Here is a 22,884-nt window from a genome sequence, read left to right as displayed (position 1 = left end):
CCGCCGGAGACGAACCCGCCCCGACCCCGCACGCCGCCGTCCCGATAAGGCAGTCTTGTCCCCGTGCCAGAACCCACGAACGCCCCTCACCCGCACGCCGCGACCCTGAAGCGCCTCGAACAGTCCTCCGGGCGGCTCGCCGCCAACGCCATTGCCCGCATGGACGAGACGCTGCCGTGGTACCGGGCGATGCCGCCCGAGAACCGGTCGTGGATCGGCCTGGTCGCCCAGGCCGGTATCGCCGCGTTCACCGAGTGGTTCCGGCACCCGGAGACCCCGCAGGCCATCTCGACGGACGTCTTCGGCACCGCGCCCCGCGAGCTGACCCGCGCGATCACCCTGCGCCAGACCGTCGAGATGGTGCGCACCACCATCGAGGTCATGGAGACGGCGATCGAGGAGGTCGCCGCCCCCGGCGACGAGTCCATCCTCCGCGAGGCGCTCCTCGTCTACGCCCGGGAGATCGCCTTCGCGACGGCCCAGGTGTACGCGCAGGCCGCCGAGGCCCGGGGCGCCTGGGACGCGCGGCTGGAATCGCTCGTGGTGAACGCGGTCCTCTCCGGCGAGGCCGACGAGGGCGCGGTCTCCCGCGCGGCGGCCCTCGGCTGGAACTCCCCGGACCATGTGTGCGTGATCCTCGGCACCGCCCCCGACGGCGACAGCGAGCTGACCGTGGAGGCGATCCGTCGCGCGGCCCGGCACGCCAAGCTCCAGGTCCTCACCGGTGTCCTCGGCAACCGCCTGGTCGTCATCGCCGGCGGCAACGACAATCCGCTGGCCGTGGCGAAGGCCCTGATCGGCCCGTACGCGGCGGGCCCGGTCGTCGCGGGCCCCGTCGTCCCCGACCTGCTGGCGGCCACGCGCTCCGCACAGGCCGCCGCGGCGGGTCTGAAGGCCTGCTCGGCCTGGCAGGACGCGCCCCGGCCGGTCCTCGCGGACGATCTCCTGCCGGAGCGCGCCATCGCCTCCGACCCTTCGGCGCGCGAGCAGTTGGTGGAGGAGATCTACAGACCGCTGGAGGAAGCGGGCTCGGCTCTCCTTGAAACTCTCAGTGTCTATCTGGAGCAGGCCAGCAGCCTGGAAGGCGCGGCCCGCATGCTGTTCGTGCACCCCAACACCGTGCGCTACCGGCTTCGACGTGTGACCGACGTCACCGGCTGGTCACCCTCTGATGTCCGTTCCGCGTTCACGCTGCGGATCGCGCTCATTCTCGGACGCTTGGCCGACGGAGATCCGCAGTCCTAGACTTTTGTCGAACACCAACAATTCCCCCGACGGTTCTTCGTCCCTGTCCCCACGGGCGCTCGGAGCCGTCCGCAAGAGAGAGTGTGAGGGTGCTCGTACTCGTCGCTCCCGGCCAAGGCGCCCAGACGCCCGGCTTCCTGACTCCCTGGCTCGACCTCCCCGGCGCCGCCGACCGCATCGCGGCCTGGTCGGAGGCCATCGGGCTCGACCTCGCCCACTACGGCACGAAGGCGGACGCGGACGAGATCCGTGACACCGCCGTGGCACAGCCGCTCCTCGTCGCCGCCGGTCTGCTGTCCGCCGCCGCGCTCGGTGAGGTGTCCCCCGGCGTCGTCGCCGGTCACAGCGTCGGCGAGTTCACCGCCGCCGCGTTCGCGGGCGTCCTCGACGACACCGCCGCCCTGCGTCTCGTACGGACCCGTGGGCTGGCGATGGCCGAGGCCGCCGCGATCACCGAGACCGGCATGTCCGCGCTGCTCGGCGGCGACCCCGAGGTGACCGTCCCGCACCTGGAGAAGCTCGGCCTCACCGCGGCCAACGTGAACGGCGCGGGCCAGATCGTGGCCGCCGGCACCCTGGAGCAGCTGGCCGCCCTGGAGGCGGACAAGCCCGAGGGGGTCCGCCGGGTCGTCGCGCTCAAGGTCGCCGGTGCCTTCCACACGCACCACATGGCCCCGGCCGTGGCGAAGCTGGAGGAGGCGGCGAAGGAGCTGTCCCCGGCCGCCCCGACCACCCGCTACGTCTCGAACAAGGACGGGCAGGTCGTCACCGACGGCGCCGAGGTCGTGGCCCGTCTGGTCGGCCAGGTCGCGAACCCGGTCCGCTGGGACCTGTGCATGGAGACCTTCCAGGCGCTCGGCGCGACCGCGCTGATCGAGGTGTGCCCCGGCGGCACCCTGACCGGCATCGCCAAGCGCGCCCTGCCGGGCGTGGCCACGGTCGCCCTCAAGACTCCCGACGACCTCGACGCGGCCCGTACGCTCATCGCTGAGCACGCGGCCGTCTGACAAGGAGTGTCGAGAAGCATGTCGAAGATCAAGCCCAGCAAGGGCGCCCCGTACGCACGGATCCTCGGTGTCGGCGGCTACCGCCCCACCCGGGTCGTGCCGAACGAGGTGATCCTCGAGAAGATCGACTCGTCCGACGAGTGGATCCGCTCGCGCTCCGGCATCTCCACCCGCCACTGGGCCTCTCCCGAGGAGACCGTCGCCGCCATGTCGGTGGAGGCCTCGGGCAAGGCCATCGCCGACGCCGGGATCAGCCCCGAGCAGATCGGCGCCGTGATCGTCTCCACGGTCTCGCACTTCAAGCAGACCCCGGCCGTCGCCACCGAGATCGCCGACAAGATCGGCGCCGGCAAGCCGGCCGCGTTCGACATCTCCGCCGGCTGCGCGGGCTTCGGTTACGGCCTGACGCTCGCCAAGGGCATGATCGTCGAGGGTTCCGCGGAGTACGTGCTCGTCATCGGTGTCGAGCGGCTCAGCGACCTGACGGACCTGGAGGACCGCGCGACGGCCTTCCTGTTCGGCGACGGCGCCGGCGCCGTGGTCGTCGGCCCCTCGGACGAGCCGCACATCGGCCCCACGGTGTGGGGTTCCGAGGGCGACAAGTCCGAGACGATCAAGCAGACCGTCCCGTGGAACGAGTTCCACGTCGGCGACGTCTCGAAGCTGCCGCTCAACGAGCAGGGCGAGATCAAGTTCCCCGCGATCACGCAGGAGGGTCAGGCGGTCTTCCGCTGGGCCGTCTTCGAGATGGCGAAGGTCGCCCAGCAGGCCCTGGACGCCGCCGGCATCTCGGCGGACGATCTGGACGTCTTCATCCCGCACCAGGCGAACATGCGGATCATCGACTCGATGGTGAAGACGCTGAAGCTGCCGGAGCACGTCACGGTCGCCCGTGACGTCGAGACCACCGGCAACACGTCCGCGGCCTCGATTCCGCTCGCCATGGAACGACTCCTGGCGACCGGCAAGGCGAAGAGCGGCGACACGGCGCTCATCATCGGCTTCGGGGCGGGTCTCGTCTTCGCCGCGACGGTCGTTACCCTCCCCTAGGCACTCCGGTTCTCCCGGAAGCCTTTTCCCAAGTAATCACAAGAAGGAGCGCCACCATGGCCGCCACCCAGGACCAGATCGTCGAAGGCCTCGCCGAGATCGTCAACGAGATCGCCGGCATCCCGGTCGAGGACGTCCAGCTGGACAAGTCCTTCACCGACGACCTGGACGTCGACTCGCTCTCCATGGTCGAGGTCGTCGTCGCCGCCGAAGAGCGCTTCGACGTCAAGATCCCGGACGAGGACGTCAAGAACCTCAAGACGGTCGGCGACGCTGCCGACTACATCCTGAAGAACCAGGCCTGATTCGGCCCTCGCTGACTCGGTCCGCCACCCGGCGGTGGCGCCGTATTCCGACCATCACACACATGGAGAACGAATTCCTGTGAGCTCGACCAATCGCACCGTGGTCGTCACCGGTATCGGCGCAACCACACCGCTGGGTGGCGACTCCGCGTCGACCTGGGAAGGTCTTCTCGCGGGGCGCTCCGGCGTCAGGCCCCTGGAGGGCGAGCGCTTCGCCGAACTGCCCGTGCAGATCGCCGCGACCGCCGCCGTCGACCCCGGTGACGTCCTGCCCCGCCCGCTCGCCCGCAAGCTGGACCGCTCGGCGCAGTTCGCGCTGATCGCGGCCCGTGAGGCCTGGGCCGACGCGGGCTACACCGCCCCCGCCGGCGAGGACGCGTCCATCGCGCCCGAGCGGCTCGGGTCGGTCATCGCCTCCGGCATCGGTGGCGTCACGACCCTGCTCGACCAGTACGACGTGCTGAAGGAGAAGGGCGTTCGCCGCGTCTCCCCGCACACCGTGCCCATGCTCATGCCGAACAGCCCCTCCGCGAACGTGGGTCTCGAGGTGAACGCCCGGGCGGGCGTCCACACCCCGGTCTCCGCGTGTGCGTCGGGTGCCGAGGCGATCGGCTACGCCGTCGAGATGATCCGTACCGGCCGTGCCGACGTGGTCGTCGCCGGTGGTACCGAGGCCGCGATCCACCCGCTGCCGATCGCCGCCTTCGCCAACATGATGGCGATGTCCAAGAACAACGACGAGCCGACGAAGGCCTCGCGTCCCTACGACACCGGCCGTGACGGCTTCGTGCTCGGCGAGGGCGCGGGCGTCGTGATCCTGGAGTCCGAGGAGCACGCGAAGGCCCGTGGCGCCCGCGTCTACTGCGAGGTCCTCGGCCAGGGCCTGTCGGCCGACAGCCACCACATCGCGCAGCCCGAGCCGACCGGCCGGGGCATCGCCGCCGCGATGCAGAACCTGCTCGACTCGACGGACCTCAAGCCGTCCGAGGTCGTCCACCTCAACGCGCACGCCACGTCGACGCCGCAGGGTGACGTCGCCGAGATCAAGGCGCTGCGGAAGGTCCTGGGCGACGACCTGGACCACGTCGCGATCTCCGCGACGAAGTCGATGACCGGCCACCTCCTCGGCGGCGCGGGCGGCATCGAGACCGTCGCGACGGTCCTGGCCCTCCACCACCGCCTGGCCCCGCCGACGATCAACGTCGACGAGCTGGACGAGGCGGTCGACGCGGACATCGTCCGCGACGAGCCCCGCGAGCTCCCGCAGGGCACGATCGCCGCGATCAACAACAGCTTCGGCTTCGGCGGCCACAACGTGGTGCTGGCGTTCCGCACGGTCTGACACGCCACATGGCACGAGAGAGGCCCGCTCCCCACCCGGGGGCGGGCCTCCGCCACACCCGGCGGACGGAGTCCTGCACAGCGCCCCGAAGCCCGCGAAGCGGCGCGAGGGACGCACGAAGAAGAGGTCGGCCGGTCAGACGACCTGGTGCAGCCAGCGGACGGGGGCTCCCTCGCCCGCGTACCGGAAGGGCTCCAGTTCGTCGTCCCAGGGCTTGCCGAGGAGCCGGGCGATCTCGGCCTCCAGCTGGGTCTCGCCCTGCGCGGAGCGCGCGAGCGCGGCCCGCAGCCGGTCCTCGGGGATCAGGATGTCCCCGTGCATGCCGGTGACGGCGTGGAAGATGCCCAGGTCGGGGGTGGCGCTGTAGCGCTCGCCCTCGGCGGTGGGACAGGGCTCCGCGGTGACCTCGAAGCGGAGCATCTGCCAGCCGCGCAGGGCGGAGGCGAGTTCGGAGGCGGTGCCGGTACGGCCCTGCCAGGAGAACTCGGCTCTCCAGGTGCCGGGGGACGCCGGCTGGCGGATCCAGTCGAGCTGGACCCTCGCACCGAGGACACCCGCCACCGCCCATTCGACGTGCGGGCACAGCGCGCGCGGTGCGGAGTGAACGTACAGGACTCCACGTGTCGTCACCGGGACCTCCAGTGTGGGACGAGGTTCGCCTTTCCCAGCGGCCTCAGTAAACAGCATCAGGAGCAAAACGTCACAAACCCTTAAAAAAGGGACAGGATGTGACGTGATGTAATTTACCGGAGCCGGTCGGCAAAGGTGCCTCTGGTTCGACGGGGGAAAAGCTACCGTGCCGCACCGTCATCGGTGTGACGTACGGTCGGTCCGGGGGCGGGTGAACACGAAGCTTTCACCCGCCAGGACGCCGAAGGAGGGGCCGGGGATGCGCGGCCGACGCAGAATTCGTACCGCTGTCGCCACCGCGACGGCGGCGCTGCTGTGCGCGGGGGCCCTGTCCGGCTGCACCGCCGGGGAGCCCGCCGCGAACGCCCCGGAGGCGAGAGCCACACCGAAGACGGCCCCGAAGACGGCCCCGACGCCGACTCCGAAGCCTGCCTCGCTGTGGGACGTCTCCCCCGCCTCCGTCGCCGCCGTCGGCGACTCCGTCACCCGCGCCTTCGACGCCTGCGCGGTCCTCGCGGACTGCCCCGAGGCGTCCTGGGCGACGGGCACGGACACCGCCGTGAACAGCCTGGCGCTGCGCCTCCTCGGCCCGGAGAAGGTCGCCACCCGCAGCTGGAACCTGGCGCGGTCCGGGGCCCGGATGGCGGAGCTTCCGGAGCAGATGGCCGGGGCCGCGGCCGAACGGCCCGAGCTGGTCACGGTGATGATGGGTGCGAACGACGCCTGCCGGGCCACTCCGGAGCTGATGACTCCGGTCGCCGACTTCCGGACGCATTTCGAGACGGCGCTCGCCCGGCTGCGGAAGGGTGCGCCGAAAGCGCAGGTGTACGTGGCGAGCGTGCCGTCCCTGATGCACCTGTGGTCGACGGGGCGGGTCAGCCCGAGGGGTCTCGAGGTGTGGAAGCTGGGGATCTGCGGCGCGATGCTGGCGGACGCGGAGGACCTGAGCGCCGCGGCGGAGCGGCGGCGCGCCGAGGTGCAGGGCCGGGTGGTGGCGTACAACCGGGTGCTCTCGGAGGTGTGCGCGAAGGACGAGCGCTGCCGGTACGACGGCGGGGCGGTCTTCGGATTCCGGTTCGACAGCGGCCAGTTGAGCCCCTGGGACTTCTTCCACCCGAGCAGGGACGGCCAGGCGCGGCTCGCGGAGCTGGCGTACCGGCGGATCACGAAGGAGTGAGGACCCCGGGGCGGTTGTCAGGTGCCGCCCCGGGGCCGGTCGTGGGGACCCCCGGGATCAGATCTCGACGGTGGTGGTCAGGCGGGCGTCCGTGAGGGAGTGGGCCGCCAGGACCTCGTAGGTTCCGGGGACGAGGGTCCAGTCGTTCTTCTCCTCGTCCCAGATCTCGAAGGCCCGGCGGGGCAGCGCGATCCGGGTCTCGACGGTCTCGCCGGGGCCCGCCTCGACGCTCGCGAAGCCGGCCAGCCAGCGGGCCGGGCGCTCCACGGAGTCCGCCACGGGCGCCAGATAGACCTGGACGACCTCGCGGCCGGTGCGGTCGCCGGTGTTGGTGAGGCGGACGGTCACGGTGTCGGGGCCCGCCGTCAGGGAGTCGTACGTCCAGCTCGTGTAGCCGAGGCCGTGACCGAAGGCGTACGCGGGGACGGCGCCGGCCTTGTCCCAGGCGCGGTAGCCGATGAACACGCCCTCGGCGTAGTCGAGTTCGCCCTCGGTGGGGGTGGTCTCGGTGACGGGGACGTCGGCGAGGGCGACGGGCCAGGTGGTGGGGAGGCGGCCGCCGGGCTCCTCGGCGCCGGTGAGGACGTCGGCGAGGGCGGCGCCGCCCTCCTGGCCGGGGAACCAGCCGAGGAGGATCGCGGCCACCTCCTCGCGCCAGGGCAGCTCGACCGGGGAGCCGGCGTTGACCACGACGACGGTGTTCGGGTTGACGGCGGCGACGGCGTGTACGAGGTCGTCCTGGCGGCCGGGGAGGGCGAGGTCCTTGCGGTCGAAGCCCTCGGACTCGACGCGCTCGGTGGTGGCGACGACCACGACGGCGGTGTCGGCGGCGCGGGCCGCCTCGACGGCCTCGGCGATCAGTTCGTCGGGGTCACGGCGCGGACCGAGGTGGACGAAGGAGAACATGACGGCCGGCAGCGGGGCCGCGAACTCCTTGTCGAGGGTGTGGAGCAGGGACACCTCGACGGTCTCGCCGGCGGTGAGCGCGACCTTGGCGCGCTCGACCGGGGAGCCGAAGAAGGCCTCGAAGGGGTCGGTCTCGGGGCCCATGGCCTGCACGCCCTCGTAGACGGTCTCGCCGCCGATGGTGAGGGTGTGGGCGCCGAGGCCGCGGGTGCCGAAGGAGTGCTCGCCGGACTCGCGCGGGGTGAAGGTGCCGACGACCTCGATGGAGGCGAGGGCCTCGTGGGTGACTCCGGCCGGGAGGTCGTCGCCGATCCACTGGACCTGGCCGTTGGGCAGGGAGCCCTCGCCGAGCACGGTGCCGGAGGCGTCGCGGCAGCGGGCGCGGAGGGTGAACCCCTGATCGGCGGGGGCGAGTTCGTCGCTGGGGTCGGCGCCGATCACGTACGACAGGGTTCCCTCGGGCAGGGCGGCGGTGAGGCCGTCGAGCGGGGAGACGACGTGCTCGGGGAAGACCTGGGCGGAACCGCCGCCGAGGACGCGGGCGTCGCGGGCGGCGGCGCCGGAGAGGGCGACGGTCGCCCCGGCCGCGAGGGGCAGCGCGCCGTTCTCGTTGCGGACGAGGACGAAGCCGCGGCGGGCGATCTCGCGGGCGAGCGCGTCGCCGTCGATCGCGGCCGGGGGCTCGGTGACGACCGACGGGGCGCCTTCGAGGGCACCGACGCGGGCGGCGAGCCGCAGGACGTTGCGTACGGCCGCGTCGACCGTGGACTCCTCGACCTCGCCGGCGCGGACGGCGGCGGCGAGCGCCTCGCCGTAGACGGTCTGCGGGCCGGGCATGGCGACGTCCATGCCGCCCTCGATGTCGCCGGTGGTGGAGCGGGCGGCCATCCAGTCGGAGACGTTGAAGCCGTCGAAGCCCCACTCGCCGCGCAGGACCTCGTTCACGAGGTGCCGGTGCTCGGTCATGGTCACGCCGTTGACCCGGTTGTAGGCGGTCATGATGCCCCAGGGGTGGGCGTTCTCGACGATGGCCTCGAAAGGGGCGAGGTAGAGCTCGCGGAGGGGGCGGGGGGCGAGCCTGTTGTCGACGGTGAAGCGGTCGGTCTCGGCGTCGTTGGCGACGAAGTGCTTGACGGTGGTGCCGACGCCGCCGTCCTGCACGCCCTGGACGTAGCCGGTGCCGACGGCGCCGGTGAGGAAGGGGTCCTCGCTGTAGGCCTCGAAGTGGCGGCCGCCGAGCGGGGTGCGGTGCAGGTTGACCGTGGGTGCGAGCAGGACGTGGACGCCCTTGCGGCGGGCCTCCTGGGCGAGGAGCCGGCCGGCGCGGCGGGCGAGGGCCGGGTCCCAGGCGGCGGCGAGCGCGGTCGGGGACGGCAGGGCGACGGACGGGTCGTCGGCGGTCCAGCGGACGCCACGGACCCCGATGGGGCCGTCGGACATGACCAGGGACTTCAGGCCGATCTCCGGCAGGGCGGTCAGGGACCACATGTCCTGGCCGCCGAGCAGCCGGGCCTTGGTGTCCAGGTCGAGCTCGGCGAGCGCCGCCTCGACGGCCTCTTCGCGAGCGGCGTCCGCCGCTGCCCGTGCCGTGTCGGCGCTGGTCTCCGTCATGGCCGTACCTCCTCGTTGACGTACCGATGACCCCGATGGCGCCATCGTGCACCCAGTTACCTGTAGATCGGTAGGTGATGTTATCTTTTCGTTATTCTATGAACGAGGTACGGTCCTGTCGGAAGCGACGATCCGAGAGGGGCCACGACGATGGTGCGGGCCAGGAGCGAGGAGCGGCGGGCGGACATCCTGCGCGCGGCCCTCGAAGTGATCGCCGAGCGCGGCTACCGGGGCGCGACCCTCGGCTCCGTCGCCGAGCGCGTCGGCCTCACCCAGCAGGGGCTCCTGCACTACTTCCCGACGAAGGAGGCGCTGCTCGTCGCCGTCCTGGAGGAGCGGGACCGCTGGGACACGAGCGGCGGCCGGGACCGTGAGGGCTGGCGGCTCGACCTCCTCGAATCGCTCGTCGAGTACAACGCGATGCGGCCGGGCATCGTGCAGACCTTCTCCGCGCTGCTCGGCGAGAGCGTGACGGACGGGCACCCGGCACGGGAGTTCTTCACCGAGCGGTACGCGCAGGTGCGGGCGAACATGGCGCAGGTGCTGCGCCTGGAGTTCGGCGACCGGCTGCCGAGCGGGCTGAGCCCGGAGCGCGCGGCGCCGCTCCTGACGGCCGTGATGGACGGCCTCCAGTACCAGTGGCTCCTGGACCCGGCGGCGGTGGACATGCCGGCCGCCTTCCGCGACTTCCTGCACCTTCTCCATGGAACGGAACATCGATCGTGATCGTCGCAGCCACCCAGTTCGCCCCGGTCGCCGGGGACATCGCCGCCAATGTGCGGACCGTCGCCGGGCTGATCCGGGCCGCTGGAGCCGAGGGCGCCCGGGTGGTCGTCTTCGCCGAGCTCTGCCTCAGCGGGTACGAGCCGACTCTGATCCGGGACTCCCCCGACCTGGTGCTCACCGAGCACGACCCCCGGCTCGAACCCGTACGGGAGGCCTGCCGCGCGGTGTCGGCGGCGGCCGTCGTCAACGGGCCGGTGCGGACGGCGGACGGCCGGCCCGGGGTCACGACGCTGGTCATCGGCCCGGAGGGCGAACTCCTCGCCCGCTACGACAAGCAGCACCTGTACGGGATCGAGCGGGAGGTCTTCGCCGCGGGGACCAGCGACGGGCGGTTCGCCCTCGACGGGGTCCGGTTCGCCCTGGCCACCTGCTACGACAACCGCTTCCCGGAACTGGCCGAGCGGGCCGCCGCCGACACGTGCGCGGTGTATCTGGCGAGTTCGGTGCTCTCCGCCGACAACGACTCGTTCGAGAAGGTGTATCCGGTACGGGCCCGGGACTTCGGCCTGTACGTGGTGCTCGGCAATGTCCTCGGGGCCAACGAGGACGGCGTGGGCGTCGGCCGGGCCGGGGCCTGGGGCCCGGACGGGGAGCGGCTCGCGGACGCGGGCGGGACGGAACCGGGGTTCGTGCTCGCCGAGGTCGGCTGACCGCTCGGTGGTGTCGCGGACGGACGGCGGGCCGAGTGCCGCCGGCCGTCCGCGACTACCGCTAGTCGTAGGAGAGGTCTCCGGCGGAGTAGCGGCAGGTGGTGCCGTCCGGGCCGGTGCCGATCTCCTTGGGCTCCTTGCCGGTGTTGTTGCCCGTGAAGCGGGTGCACGGCTTGATCTTCTTCTTGGTGTCGCCGTGGATCCGGACGTTCCGCAGGGTCGCGGTGTCGCCGTAGTTGGCGTTGACGCCGACGATCGACTTGCCGGGGGTGGTGATGTCGACGTCGTTGACCAGGATCGTGCGCGGGTACTGCTTCTTGCAGTTGCCGCAGGAGCGGACGAGCTTGCCGAAGTCGGAGACCTGGAACTTGGTCACGACCAGCTTGCCCGCGCCGTTGAACTGGAAGACCTTGTCGGACGCGCTCTTCGCGCCGCCGCCGTAGACCGCGTACACCGAGGACGCCGAGGTGCCCTTGAAGGTGGCGGCGTCCTCGCCGACGTTCTCCCACCAGACGTTCTGCAGGGTGCAGCTGCCGAGGCAGTGGACCCCGTCGGCGGCCGGGGAGCCGATGATCACGTTCTTGAGGACCGCGCCGTCCTCGAGGACGAAGACCGGCTGCTGGCTCTCGTCCTGGCCGTCCGAGCCGAGCTCACCGGTGCCGTAGTGGCGCTTGAGCTTGCCGTCGTAGGTGCCGGAGACCTCGATGGAGGCGGGGACGGGCTTGTCGCCCTTGGCCTGGGGCCAGGCGGGCAGGGCGCTCGCGGCGCCCGCCGGGGCGAGCAGGGTCGTGGTGACGATCGCCGCACCGGTGACACCGAGGGCGCTCAGGCCGCCGATGATCGCGCGCCGGCGGCCGGTCTTCCGCTTGTGTGACGCTGACGTCATGTTGCTTCTTCCTTCAGTGGGGGAGGTGGTGCACCCCCTGGTCGCCACCGGAGGAAGGAAGGTTGCCGCCCGAGTGATCGTTTTCTCGGGAGTCCTCGTCCCGGTCGTCGCCACCGGTCTCGCCGCCCAGCTCGCGGGCCATCAGGGTGGCCCCGGCGACCGCTCCCGGCATCAGGAAGACGGCGACGAAGGGCACGAGGAAGGCGAGGGTCAGCGGGACGCCGAAGCCGAGGACGGCCAGCCGGCGGGCGCGGAGCAGTCCCAGCCGCTCCTTCAGCTCGACGCCCCGGCGCTGGAACGCGACGGACGTCAGTTCCTCGGCGAGGAAGAAGCCGGAGACGCAGAAGCCGATGACGGGGACGACGGTCTGGCCGATCACCGGGATGAAGCCGCAGGCGAAGAGCAGGATGCCGTAGAACACGACCCGCAGCAGGACCCGCAGGCTGTCACGGGCCGAGATCCACAGCTCGCGCCAGAGCGGCAGCCCGGACTCGGGCACCTCGCCGCCCTCGCTGCGGTCGACCTCCTCGGAGAGCGACTCGTAGAAGGGCTGGCCGACGAGCAGGGTCACGGCGGTGAAGGTGATGACCGCGAGGAAGAGGCCGAAGGCGACGACCAGGGCGGTCAGGGTGCCGCGGAAGATGCCGAGCCAGGGGGAGGACCAGTCGTCGGCGAAGGGGGTCACCCAGGCGGCCAGGTCGTCGGCGCCATAGCCGAGACCGACGAGCGCGCCCGCGTAGAGCACCAGGGTCACCAGTCCGGGCAGCAGCCCGAAACCGAACCACCGTCCGTGCCGGCCCACCCACTTCTGGCCCTTTACCAGGTAACCGAAACCCACCCCGAGATCGCGCATGAGGATCACCTTATCGGGGCCCTCCCGGCGGGCCCGCACCTCCCGGCGGCCCGCACACGGCAAGGACCGCACACGGCGAGGACCGCACCCCGATGGCGGTCGGGATGCGGTCCTCGGGTCGGTGGCCGCTCAGCGGCCGTGCGGTCGGCTCAGACCGCGAGCTCGACCGAGATGTTGCCGCGGGTCGCCTTGGAGTACGGGCAGACCTGGTGCGCCTTCTCGATCAGGCTCTTCGCGGTCTCGGCGTCCACGTTCGGGATGGTCGCCGAGATCTTGACGATGAGGCCGAAGCCGTCGTCGTTCTTGCCGATGCCGACCTGCGCGGTGACCGTCGAGCCGGAGATGTCGGCGTTCTCGTTACGGGCGACGACGCCGAGCGCGCCCTGGAAGCAGGCGCTGTAGCCCGCCGCGAAGAGCTGCTCGGGGTTGGTGCCCGCGCCGGAGCCGCCCATGGCCTTCGGCGGGTTGACGACGACGTCGAGCTGGCCGTCGTCGGTGGCGACACGGCCGTCACGCCCGTTCTCGGCGGTGGCGACGGCGGTGTAGAGAACGTCGGAGTGCTGGATCGACATGCGAGGTACTTCCTTCATGGGTTCGCCGCGACTCGCGCCCACGATCGCGACGGCTGAGGGAAGACTAACGGGTCACCGAGACGATCATCTTTCCGGTGTTGTCGCCGCGGAGCAGTCCGAGGAAGGCGTCCACACCGTTCTCGATGCCCTCGGCGAAGGTCTCGCGGTGCTTGAGCTCGCCGGCGGCGAGCCAGCCGCCGACCTCCTGGACGAACTGCTGCTGGAGGCCGTAGTGGTCGCCGACGAGGACGCCCTGGAGCCGGAGCCGCTTGCCGATGATCATCGCCATGTTGCGCGGTCCCGCGACCGGCTCGGTGTCGTTGTACTGGGCGATCATGCCGCAGATGGTGGCGCGGCCGTGCACGTTGAGCGAGGAGATCGCGGCTTCGAGGTGGTCACCGCCGACGTTGTCGAAGTAGACGTCGATGCCGTCCGGGGCGGCCTCGCGGAGCTGGTCCTTGACCGGGCCGTTCTTGTAGTTGAAGGCCGCGTCGAAGCCGAGCTCCTCGACGAGGAACTTCACCTTCTCGTCGGAGCCGGCGGAGCCGATGACCCGGGAGGCGCCCTTGAGGCGCGCCATCTGGCCGACCTGGCTGCCGACGGCGCCGGCCGCGCCGGAGACGAAGACCGCGTCGCCCTCCTTGAAGGAGGCGACGTCGAAGAGGCCGGCGTAGGCGGTGAGGCCGGTCATGCCGAGGACGCCGAGGTAGGCGGAGAGCGGGGCGAGCTCCGGGTCGACCTTGGTGGCGTGCTGGGCCGGGACGTCGGCGTACTCGCGCCAGCCGAGGCCGTGCAGGACGTGGTCGCCGACGGCGAAGCCCTCGGCGTTCGAGGCGATGACCTCGCCGACCGCGCCGCCGTCCATGGGGTGGTCCAGCTTGAACGGCGGAATGTACGACTTCACGTCGTTCATGCGGCCGCGCATGTACGGGTCGACGGAGAAGTGCAGGTTCCTGACCAGGATCCGGCCCTCGGCGGGCTCGGTGACGGGGGTCTCACGGAGCGCGAAGTCCGCGGGGGTCGGCCAGCCGTGCGGACGGGCGACGAGGTGCCACTCACGGCTGGACGCGGGAAGAACGGACATGAGCACGGCCTCCAGAGAACGTACGAAAAGCTTCAGATCACAAAAGATTCACTACCTGAAACAACCATGCACCTAGATATTTTATGTTGTCAAGTATCTGGGTAGGATGGAGGGCATGGCCACCCCACGCACGGACCCCCTGACCCTCGAAGTCGTCGAGCTGATCGGCACGGTCGTCGCGCGCTACTACGAGGAGTACGAGCAGGCCGCCGCGCAGCACGCGCTGACCGGCGCGCAGGCGCGTGTCCTCGGCCTGCTCTCGCTGGATCCGCTGCCGATGCGCCGCATCGCCCAGAAGCTGAAGTGCGAGCCGTCCAACGTCACCGGGATCGTGGACCGCCTGGAGGCCCGGGGCCTGGTGGAGCGCCGCCCCGACCCGGCCGACCGCCGCGTCAAACTGGCCGTCCCCACGGAGGAGGGCAGCGCGACGGCGCACCGGCTGCGCGAGTCCCTGGACTTCGCGCGCGAGCCGCTCGGCGAGCTGACCGAGGCCGAGCGGACACTGCTGCGGGACCTGCTGAAGCGGATGCTGGGCGTCCAGCCGGACGTCTAGAGGTCTGGAGCTTCGCGGGAAGCCCCGGCGCTCAGGCGGGGACGGGCTCCCGGTCGGATCCGTCGAAGGGCGGGTACGCCTCCGCGCCCGTGCGCTCGGCCGCGTCGATGTAGACGGTGAGCGCGTCGCGGGACCGGGCGAGCCGCTCCATCTGGTCGTCGATCCGCCCCAGCCGCGACCGCATCGCGGCCAGCAGCTCGGGGCAGCCGAGCAGCTCCGGGACCTCGCCCTGCGCGCAGGGCAGCAGGTACGCGATGTCCTCGGAGGACAGCCCGGCGCCGAGCAGGTGCCGGATCTGCTTCACCCGCAGCACGGCGCTCTCGTCGTACACGCGGTACCCGTTGGTGCCGCGCTCCGCCTCGAGGAGGCCCTGGGCCTCGTAGTAGCGCAACTGATGGGTGTGGACACCCGTCCGGCGGCTCAACTCCCCGATCCGCATCGCGACCCCCGCTCGCTTGACCTTCACACCGGTATCAACGTTCACGATGCTGCCATGACCGACAGAACTGCCGCACCCGTGACCGTCATTGGACTCGGCCTGATGGGACAGGCCCTCGCCGGCGCCTTCCTCCGCGCCGGACACCCGACCACCGTCTGGAACCGTACGCACGCCAAGGCCGCCGCGCTGGTGGCCGAGGGCGCACATCTGGCGCCGAGCGTCGGCGCCGCGCTCCACGCGAGCCCCCTGACCCTCGTCTGCCTCACCGACTACCGGGCCGTGCGCGAACTGCTCGACACGGACGAGGTGAACGGCGGGAAGCTCGACGGCACCACCCTGCTCAACCTGACCTCCGGCGACTCGGCCCAGGCCCGCGACACCGCCCGCTGGGCCGAGCGGCGCGGCGCCCGCTACCTGGACGGCGCGATCATGGCCGTTCCGCCGGTGATCGGCACCGCCGAGGCGGTCATCCTGCACAGCGGCCCGAAGGCGGACTTCGAGGCCCACCGCCCCACCCTCGAAGCGCTCGGCACCGTCACCCACCTCGGCGAGGACCACGGGCTCGCGGCCCTGTACGACGTGGCCGGCCTGGCCATGATGTGGAGCGTCCTGAACGCCTGGCTCCAGGGCACGGCCATGCTCAGGACGGCCGGCGTCGACGCGGCGACGTACGCGCCGTTCGCCCGGCAGATCGCCGCCGGGGTCGCCGACTGGCTCCCGGGCTACGCCGAGCAGATCGACGCCGGTTCCTTCCCGGCCGAGGTGTCGGCCCTGGAGACCGACGCGCGGGCGATGGAGCACCTGATCGAGGAGAGCGAGGCGCTGGGCGTCAACGCCGAACTCCCCAAGCTGTTCAAGGCGATGGCCGACCGCGCGATCGCCGCCGGTCACGGCGGCGAGCAGTACCCGGTCCTGATCGAGGAGTTCGGCAGGCCCGCGGCCGGCTGACGCCGCCGGCGCCGCTCAGACGCACCACCAGAGGAAGGGGGTGCACGTCTCGGTCGGGGTCGGGGTCGGGGTCGGCGTGGGGGTGGGAGTGGGGGTCGTGGCCGTGGTCGACGGGGTCGGGCCGGTGGCGGTCGGCGTGCTGGACGGAGGCGTGTGGGCCTTCGTGGCCGACGGGTTCGCGGTGGGGGTCGCGGGCCGGGTCGCCGGGTCGGCGGGCGTCGACGGGTGCGGCGGGGCGCCCCCGCTCCCGCTCCCCGTACCGGAGCCCGTCCCCGTACCGGAGCCCGTACCTGATCCCGTACCCGTACCGGAGCCGGTACCCGATCCCGTGTCCGTGCCCGAGCCCGACCCTGAGCCCGTGCCCTCGCTCGTGTCCGCGCTCACCTGACGGGGGCGGGTCGGCGCGGACGTGACCGGTGACGGGTTGCCGCCGTCCGGGGCCGCGGTGGTCTCGACGGGCTCCGGGGCGAGCGGGGACTCGGTGACCTCCAGTTCCTCCACCGCCGTGGCGGCGCCCGCCTGCTCCGGTTCCTCCATGGCGAGCCGGGCCAGGCTCAGCGAACCGGCCGCGAGCACCAGGCCGAGGGTGCCCACCAGGACCGTACGGCCCCGACGGCTCCGCGCGCGGCGGCCCTTGCGCGCGGCCCCGCGGCCGCGTTCGGCGGACCGGCCCTGCGCGGCGCCGCGGGCGGCACGGCGACCGCCGGGGGCCGGGCGGGGCGGTTCGAGGACATCGAGTTCGTAGACGTGCTCGGGCGCCGACGCGTACTCGGGAGCCGGCGCCTGCTCGGGCTCCGACGCGTGTTCGGGCGCCGAGGCGTAGCCGGCGCTGCCGTCGGGCGCCGGGGTGTGCTCGGGACCCGGCGCGTACTCGGGCCCAGGTCCGTACCCGTACCCGTACCCGTACCCGGGCCCGGCGGGCTCCACCGGCCGGGCCGACGGGAACGCCTGGACGGGCTCGGCCGGCCGGCCGGACATGTGGGGGGTCTCGTACCGCAGTTCCTCGACGGGAGTCCCGCACCCGGCACAGGCGAGGGCCCCGTTGAGATGCCGCCGGCACGCGTGGCAGTAGTCCATGGGGCCCGCAGGCTATGCGGCCGGGTACGGCCACAGGTAGGCGCGGAAGTGAGGATTCTGTGAGGAAACCGCAGGTCGTCGGCGGTGCGTCGTGATTCTCCCGCTTCGGTACGTCCTGCCGGGCGCATCGGAGCGGGGCCCCGGGCGGCGCAGCCCAGCGCGCGCCGCGCCCCGGACGGCCGGACGATGCGAACAGGACCGCGAAACGCGAACCCCCCTCGCCCGTGCCAGCACCGCACTCCGGAGGATCCGCCGTGACCGTCAGCCTTGAGCAGCTGCGTCGTTGCCATGTCGCCGTCGACCTGGGTGCCGCCCGCACCCGGGTCTTCGTCAAGGGCGCCGGACTCGTCGTCGACGAGCCGAGCGTCGCCGCCGTCAACACCCGTACCGGAGCGCTGATCGCCGTCGGCGCGCTGGCCGAGAAGATGACCGGCCGCACCCCCGACTACATCCGGGTCGTCCGCCCCGTCTCGGGCGGCACGGTCGTCGACATCGAGATGGCGCAGCGCATGCTCCGCCACCTCCTCGGCGAGAAGCTGCGTCGGCAGCTCCGCCGCAAGCCCCGGCTGCGCGCCGCCGCCTGCACCCCGCACGACAGCGACCCGCTCGCCCAGCGCGCCGCCGTGGAGACCCTCGTCGGTCTCGGGGCCCGCCGCGTCGAGCTGGTCGACACGCTGATCGCGGCGGCCGTCGGCTGCGGGCTGCCGGTCGAGCAGCCGACCGCGACCATGATCCTGGTGTGCGGCGCCGCGACCACGCAGGTCGCGGTGCTCTCGCTCGGCTCGATCGTCACGGCGGAGCGGATGCCCGTCGGCGGCGACGCCATCGACCACGCCGTCATCCAGCACCTGCGCCACCACCACGAGCTGATGCTGCCGAGCCAGTCGGTGCGCCCCCTCCAACTGGCCCTCAGCGGAAACGGCCTGACGCCCCACGGCCCGGCCTGGACCGAGATCCACGGCCGTGACGTCGCCACCGGCCTGGCCCGCTCGGTGACCGTCGACACCGCCGCCGTGCGGGAGGCGATCCACACCCCGCTGACGGCGGTCCTCGACGGCATCGGGAAGGTGCTGCGGGACTGCCCGCCCGATCTGGTGGCCGACCTCGCGGACCGCGGGATCATGATGGTCGGCGGCAGCGCCCTGCTGCCGGGGCTCGACCAGATGCTGCGCGCGGCGACCGGCATGCCGGTCCACATCGCCGAACGTCCCGACGTGTGCGCGGTGCTGGGCCTCGGCGCGATGCTGGAGGGCAAGGTCCAGCCGATGGTCCTCGACCCGCTGTCGGAGCGGAACCCGGTGCCGGACGAGGACTGATCTCCGATCGGACACAATCCCGCGAAAGCGAACGATTCGTACGACAATGAGACCATGACGATCATGGACGAGGACACGGACGGGGACACCGACGAGGACGCGCCCCGTCTGCCGATGCTGCTCGAAGCCGTCCTCAGCGTCGGCACGGACCTCGAACTCCGCTCCACCCTCCAGCACATCGTGGACTCCGCGACCGAGCTCATCGGGGCCCGCTACGGCGCGCTCGGGGTCGTCGACCCCGAGCGCCGCCGCATCACCGAGCTCTTCACCTCCGGGATGACGGACGAGGAGCGGCAGCGCATCGGCCGCCTTCCCGACGGCCACGCCGGGTTGCTCGGCGCTCTCGTCCAGGACCAGCGGCCGCTGCGGATCGACGACCTGACGGCCGACCCGCGCTCCTCGGGCGTACCCGCCGGGCACCCGGAGATGCACACCTTCCTCGGCGTCCCCATCCGGGTCCACACCGAGGTCTTCGGCAATCTGTACCTCACAGAGAAGCGCGGCGGCGGCTTCACCGAGGAGGACCTCTCCCTGCTCCGGGTCCTCGCCTCGCAGGCCGGCATCGCCATCGGCAACGCCCGGCTGTACGAGACCGCCCGGCAGCGGGAGCGCTGGATCGAGGGCGCGGCCGCCGTGACCACGGCCCTGCTGACCGGCGCGTCAGCCGAGAACGCGCTGATGACCGTCGCCGAGCGGGCCCGTATCCTCGCCGGCGCCTCGGCCGGGGTCGTCCTCCAGCCCACCACCGAGGGCGGGATGGAGATCGTCGCCGCCTCGACGACGGACGACCCGGGCGATCTGGTCGGCACGGCGATCGCGCCCGGCTCCCCCGTGCTCGTCCAGCTCCTCGGCGGGGAGCCCGTGTTCATCGAGGACTCGGCGACCGATCCACGGATGACCACCCATGTCCGCTCCCGCTTCGGCCCGTCGATGATGCTGCCCCTGCAGAGCGGCGGAAAGCTCATCGGCACGCTCGCTCTCCCCCGGCGGCGCGGCGACCGGCCGTACACGGCGGTCGACCGGCTCCTCGCCTCGCAGTTCGCCTCGCAGGCCGCGCTCGCGCTGGTCCTCGCCGACGCACGGCACGACAGGGAACGGCTCGCGGTGTACGAGGACCGGGACCGGATCGCCCGCGATCTGCACGACCTGGTCGTCCAGCGCCTGTTCGCCACGGAGATGATGCTGGAGTCCACCCGGCGGCGGTCGGTCGACTCCTCCGAGGACAGCGCGCTCCTCGGGCGGGCGGTGGACGAGCTGGACTCCACGATCCAGGAGGTCCGCACGACGATCTTCGCCCTCCAGCAGCCGCCGGCGGACGCCCCGACGTCCTTCCGGGGAAAGGTGCTGCGGGAGACCGGCGGGGCGGCGGTCCTGCTCGGCTTCCAACCGTCCGTGCACTTCGCCGGAGCGGTGGACACCCTCATCGACGAGGAGTCGGCGACCGCTCTCCTCGCCGCGCTGCGCGGGGCACTGGCGGCGGCGCACCGGCGCTCGGGGATCGGCGCGATCACGGTGGACGTGTCGGTGGGCGGGGCGGGCGGGGACGAGGGGGCCCGGCTCCGGGTCACGGACGACGGCAGCCCGCCGACGACGGTGACCTGGCCGTAGTCACCCGTACCGGACACTCGTACGGAGCACTCCCGCGCGCCGCCCGCCCCTCCCCGATCTTGACTGGAGGCGTGGACACCGAGACCAAGCCCCCGACAACGGCGGCCTACCGCAACCTGGTGGCGGCCACCATCGGCTTCACGCTCACCTTCTGGGCGTGGGACCTGATCGCCCCCCTCGCCAGCTGGTACGGCGACCGGCTCGAACTCAGCTCCTTCGAGCAGTCGCTGCTCGTCGCGGTCCCCGTCCTGGTCGGCTCGCTCGGCCGCATCCCGGCCGGCGCGCTGACCGACCGGTACGGCGCGAAGCTGATGTTCCCGCTGGTCTCGGCGCTGACGATCATCCCCGTCCTGCTGCTCATCGTGGTCAAGGACAGCTACGGCCTGATGCTGATCGTCGCCTTCCTCCTCGGCCTCGGCGGCACGACGTTCGCGATCGGCATCCCGCTGGTCAACTCCTGGTTCCCGCCCGAGAAGCGCGGTCTGGCGCTCGGTGTGTTCGGCATGGGCATGGGCGGTGTGGCGCTCTCCGGCTACTTCACGCCGCGCATCGCGAAGCACGGCGAGAACCTGCCGTTCATCGTGGTGGCGGTCGCGCTCGCGGCGTACGCGGTGCTCGCCATGTTCTTCATCACCGACCGGCCCGACCGGCCCGTGCCCACCGCCTCCCTGGCGACCCGGCTCGGCTCGGCGGGGCGGCTGCGGGTGACGTGGGAGCTGTCGGCGCTGTACGCGATCGGCTTCGGCGGCATCGTGGCGTTCGGCGTCTACCTGCCCACGTATCTGAAGACCTGGTACGAGCTCGACCCGACGGACGCGGGCACGAAGGCGGCCGGATTCGCCCTGGTGACCGTCATCTTCCGGCCGATCGGCGGCTGGCTCTCGGACCGGATCCACCCGGCGCTCGTCACGGCCGTCGCGCTCGGCGTGGTCGCGCTCCTCGCGATCGTCCAGGCCTTCGACCCGCCGCTGAATCCGGGCGGCACGACCGCGCTGCTCATCATGGCGGCCGGTCTCGGCACGGCCAGCGGTTCCGTCTTCGCCCTGGTCTCGCAGGTCACCCCGCAGGCCAAGGTCGGCAGTGTGACCGGCATCGTCGGCGCGATGGGCGGGCTCGGCGGATTCCTCCCGCCGCTGGTGATGGGCGCGATCTACAGCGCCAAGGACTCGTACTCGATCGGCTTCATGCTGCTCTCGGACCTGGCGCTGGCGGGCTGTGTGTACGCGTGGGGCCGGATGCGGGGCATCCGGCCGGAGGGCGAGGACCCGGCGCCGGAGGCGACGAAGGTCACGGCGGGCCGTCCCTGACGGACGGCAGAATGCCTCCCGGAACCCTCGATCTCGACCTCGACCCGAGGAGTACGACCGGTGAGTGCGCTCTTCCCGGCCCTTGCGGCCCCTTCCGACCGGCCCGCGCTGCGCTGCGGCCCGGACGCCCTGACGTACGAGGAACTGGCGCGCGCCGCCCGGGCCCTGGCCGCGCGCCTCGGGGGCGCGGGGCGGGTCGCCGTCTGGGCCACGCCGACCGCGCACACGGCGGTCGCGGTCGTCGGCGCCCTGCTCGCGGGCGTGCCCGCCGTACCGCTCAACCCGCGGACCGGTGAGCGCGAGCTGGCGCACATCCTGGACGACAGCAAGCCGACGGCCGTGCTCACGGGCGTGGGCGACGTACTGCCGGCCGGGCTCGCCGGACTCCCCCGGATCGTCGTGGACCTCGGGGCGAGCGGTCCGCCCGTCGGGGAGCCCGCCGACGCCGAGTCCACCGCCCTCGTCGTCTACACCTCGGGCACCACCGGACCGCCCAAGGGCGTCCTGCTGTCCCGGCGGGCCGTCGCCGCCTCGCTCGACGCGCTCGCCGACGCCTGGTCGTGGACGGCGGACGACGTCCTCGTGCACGCGCTGCCGCTGTTCCACGTCCACGGGCTGATACTCGGCGTCCTGGGGCCGCTGCGCCGGGGCGGCGAGGTCCGGCACCTGGGCGCGTTCTCGGTGGTGGGAGTGGCGCGGGAGCTGGGCGAGGGCGGCACCATGCTGTTCGGCGTACCGACCATGTACCACCGCCTCGCGGACGCGCTCGCCGGGGACGACGCCCTGGCCGCCGCCCTGGCGGGTGCGCGGATCCTCGTCTCCGGCTCCGCGGCGCTCCCCGTCCACGACCACGAGCGGATCACGGCGGCGACGGGCCGCACGGTCGTCGAGCGGTACGGGATGACCGAGACGCTCATGAACACCAGCGTGCTGCCGGGCGGCGCGCCCCGGCCGGGGACCGTCGGACACCCGCTCGCGGGCGTGGACCTGCGGCTCGTCGACGAGGACGGCTCCGTCGTCGAGGAGCTCGACGGGGAGACCGTCGGCGAGGTGCAGGTACGCGGCCCGAACCTGTTCTCCGGGTACCTCAACCGGCCCGACGCGACGGCCGCGGCCTTCGACGGCGACTGGTTCCGCACCGGCGACATGGCGGTCCGGGAGGCGGACGGCGCGGTGCGGCTCGTGGGCCGCAGGGCGACCGACCTGATCAAGAGCGGCGGCTACAAGATCGGGGCGGGCGAGATAGAGAACGCGCTCCTCGACCACCCCGGCGTCCGGGAGGCGGCCGTCACCGGCGAGCCCGACCCGGACCTGGGCGAGCGGATCGTGGCCTGGGTGGTGCCCGAGGACCCCGAGAAGCCTCCGACGGACGCGGAGCTCGCCGACCATGTGGCGCGCCTCCTCGCCCCGCACAAGCGGCCCCGCGTGGTGCGCCGTCTCGACGCCCTCCCCCGCAACGACATGGGCAAGATCCTCAAGAAGGCGTTGACCGAGGGCGGTTGAGACGGAACGGCCGGGCCCCCCTCCCGCAG

General features: G+C 72.3%; 22 protein-coding genes. 14 read left to right on the top strand and 8 right to left on the bottom strand.

Features of this window, described 5'->3' with window-relative positions:
• Positions 1–63: 63 nt before the first annotated feature.
• The 5 genes from N5875_RS26715 to fabF all read left to right on the top strand — a co-directional run bounded on the left by N5875_RS26715 (position 64) and on the right by fabF (position 4,949).
• Positions 64–1,245, top strand: coding sequence for a helix-turn-helix domain-containing protein (locus tag N5875_RS26715; protein WP_073917732.1), 1,182 nt, complete (start codon positions 64–66; stop codon positions 1,243–1,245).
• 89 nt (positions 1,246–1,334) lie between these two features.
• The gene (locus N5875_RS26710; RefSeq protein ID WP_338496603.1) at positions 1,335–2,252 is read left to right on the top strand and encodes an ACP S-malonyltransferase; all 918 of its coding nucleotides are present in this window, start codon (positions 1,335–1,337) and stop codon (positions 2,250–2,252) included.
• Between the two features lie 18 nt (positions 2,253–2,270).
• Positions 2,271–3,302, top strand: coding sequence for a ketoacyl-ACP synthase III (locus tag N5875_RS26705; protein WP_318211025.1), 1,032 nt, complete (start codon positions 2,271–2,273; stop codon positions 3,300–3,302).
• Between the two features lie 56 nt (positions 3,303–3,358).
• Positions 3,359–3,607 (top strand): acyl carrier protein, encoded by a 249-nt coding sequence (locus N5875_RS26700; protein WP_030321861.1) that lies wholly within the window; start codon positions 3,359–3,361, stop codon positions 3,605–3,607.
• A 79-nt stretch (positions 3,608–3,686) separates the two neighbouring features.
• On the top strand, positions 3,687–4,949 hold the full coding sequence (fabF, locus tag N5875_RS26695) for a beta-ketoacyl-ACP synthase II (RefSeq protein WP_318211026.1): 1,263 nt from the start codon (positions 3,687–3,689) through the stop codon (positions 4,947–4,949).
• Positions 4,950–5,084: 135 nt separating this feature from the next.
• Here the strand turns inward: fabF and N5875_RS26690 are convergent, their stop codons facing one another.
• A complete protein-coding gene (locus N5875_RS26690) occupies positions 5,085–5,579 on the bottom strand; it encodes a DUF3145 domain-containing protein (RefSeq protein ID WP_073807023.1) in 495 nt (164 codons plus the stop codon).
• A gap of 259 nt (positions 5,580–5,838) precedes the next feature.
• Here N5875_RS26690 and N5875_RS26685 point away from each other — a divergent pair, with 259 nt between their 5' ends.
• Positions 5,839–6,756 carry an SGNH/GDSL hydrolase family protein gene (locus N5875_RS26685; protein ID WP_338496598.1) on the top strand — a complete coding sequence of 306 codons (918 nt, stop codon included), beginning with the start codon at positions 5,839–5,841 and terminating at the stop codon, positions 6,754–6,756.
• A gap of 57 nt (positions 6,757–6,813) precedes the next feature.
• On the opposite strand, the gene N5875_RS26680 is transcribed toward N5875_RS26685, so the two are convergent.
• Positions 6,814–9,273, bottom strand: coding sequence for a glycoside hydrolase family 3 C-terminal domain-containing protein (locus N5875_RS26680; protein WP_338496596.1), 2,460 nt, complete (start codon positions 9,271–9,273; stop codon positions 6,814–6,816).
• 150 nt (positions 9,274–9,423) lie between these two features.
• Between N5875_RS26680 and N5875_RS26675 the strand changes: the two genes are divergently transcribed.
• Together N5875_RS26675 and N5875_RS26670 are read left to right on the top strand one after the other, a co-directional pair.
• A complete protein-coding gene (locus tag N5875_RS26675) occupies positions 9,424–9,999 on the top strand; it encodes a TetR/AcrR family transcriptional regulator (protein ID WP_318211029.1) in 576 nt (191 codons plus the stop codon).
• Positions 9,996–10,709: a carbon-nitrogen hydrolase family protein gene (locus tag N5875_RS26670; protein WP_318211030.1), complete on the top strand. Its 714-nt coding sequence runs from the start codon at positions 9,996–9,998 to the stop codon at positions 10,707–10,709. The genes N5875_RS26675 and N5875_RS26670 overlap by 4 nt, the downstream gene beginning before the upstream one ends.
• 61 nt (positions 10,710–10,770) lie before the next feature.
• Here N5875_RS26670 and N5875_RS26665 read toward each other — a convergent pair whose 3' ends face one another.
• From N5875_RS26665 to N5875_RS26650, 4 genes are all read right to left on the bottom strand, one after another.
• Positions 10,771–11,595: a pectate lyase gene (locus N5875_RS26665; RefSeq protein WP_318211031.1), complete on the bottom strand. Its 825-nt coding sequence runs from the start codon at positions 11,593–11,595 to the stop codon at positions 10,771–10,773.
• A 13-nt stretch (positions 11,596–11,608) separates the two neighbouring features.
• Positions 11,609–12,448, bottom strand: a complete 840-nt coding sequence (locus N5875_RS26660; protein ID WP_318211032.1) for an EI24 domain-containing protein — start codon at positions 12,446–12,448, stop codon at positions 11,609–11,611.
• Between the two features lie 149 nt (positions 12,449–12,597).
• Complete coding sequence (locus tag N5875_RS26655) at positions 12,598–13,020, bottom strand: organic hydroperoxide resistance protein (protein WP_338496595.1); 423 nt, start codon at positions 13,018–13,020, stop codon at positions 12,598–12,600.
• Between the two features lie 64 nt (positions 13,021–13,084).
• On the bottom strand, positions 13,085–14,104 hold the full coding sequence (locus N5875_RS26650) for an NADP-dependent oxidoreductase (RefSeq protein ID WP_318211034.1): 1,020 nt from the start codon (positions 14,102–14,104) through the stop codon (positions 13,085–13,087).
• Between the two features lie 115 nt (positions 14,105–14,219).
• Between N5875_RS26650 and N5875_RS26645 the strand changes: the two genes are divergently transcribed.
• On the top strand, positions 14,220–14,657 hold the full coding sequence (locus tag N5875_RS26645) for a MarR family transcriptional regulator (protein WP_318211035.1): 438 nt from the start codon (positions 14,220–14,222) through the stop codon (positions 14,655–14,657).
• A 31-nt stretch (positions 14,658–14,688) separates the two neighbouring features.
• On the opposite strand, the gene N5875_RS26640 is transcribed toward N5875_RS26645, so the two are convergent.
• Entirely contained in the window at positions 14,689–15,096 is a 408-nt protein-coding gene (locus N5875_RS26640; protein ID WP_318211218.1) for a MerR family transcriptional regulator, read from the bottom strand.
• Between the two features lie 54 nt (positions 15,097–15,150).
• Between N5875_RS26640 and N5875_RS26635 the strand changes: the two genes are divergently transcribed.
• Entirely contained in the window at positions 15,151–16,044 is an 894-nt protein-coding gene (locus tag N5875_RS26635; protein ID WP_338496593.1) for an NAD(P)-binding domain-containing protein, read from the top strand.
• 15 nt (positions 16,045–16,059) lie between these two features.
• Here N5875_RS26635 and N5875_RS26630 read toward each other — a convergent pair whose 3' ends face one another.
• Positions 16,060–17,121, bottom strand: a complete 1,062-nt coding sequence (locus N5875_RS26630; protein WP_338496592.1) for a hypothetical protein — start codon at positions 17,119–17,121, stop codon at positions 16,060–16,062.
• A 254-nt stretch (positions 17,122–17,375) separates the two neighbouring features.
• Between N5875_RS26630 and N5875_RS26625 the strand changes: the two genes are divergently transcribed.
• The 4 genes from N5875_RS26625 (at position 17,376) to N5875_RS26610 (ending at position 22,855) form a co-directional block, all read left to right on the top strand.
• Positions 17,376–18,437, top strand: a complete 1,062-nt coding sequence (locus tag N5875_RS26625; RefSeq protein WP_318211038.1) for a rod shape-determining protein — start codon at positions 17,376–17,378, stop codon at positions 18,435–18,437.
• Between the two features lie 54 nt (positions 18,438–18,491).
• Positions 18,492–20,045, top strand: a complete 1,554-nt coding sequence (locus N5875_RS26620; RefSeq protein ID WP_318211039.1) for a GAF domain-containing protein — start codon at positions 18,492–18,494, stop codon at positions 20,043–20,045.
• Between the two features lie 71 nt (positions 20,046–20,116).
• Positions 20,117–21,352, top strand: coding sequence for an MFS transporter (locus tag N5875_RS26615; RefSeq protein ID WP_318211040.1), 1,236 nt, complete (start codon positions 20,117–20,119; stop codon positions 21,350–21,352).
• A gap of 60 nt (positions 21,353–21,412) precedes the next feature.
• The gene (locus tag N5875_RS26610; RefSeq protein ID WP_338496591.1) at positions 21,413–22,855 is read left to right on the top strand and encodes an acyl-CoA synthetase; all 1,443 of its coding nucleotides are present in this window, start codon (positions 21,413–21,415) and stop codon (positions 22,853–22,855) included.
• Positions 22,856–22,884 lie beyond the last annotated feature (29 nt).

Source organism: Streptomyces sp. SJL17-4 (assembly GCF_036826855.1).
Classification (GTDB): Bacteria; Actinomycetota; Actinomycetes; order Streptomycetales; family Streptomycetaceae; genus Streptomyces.
This window is presented reverse-complemented; position numbering and strand designations above follow the sequence as displayed.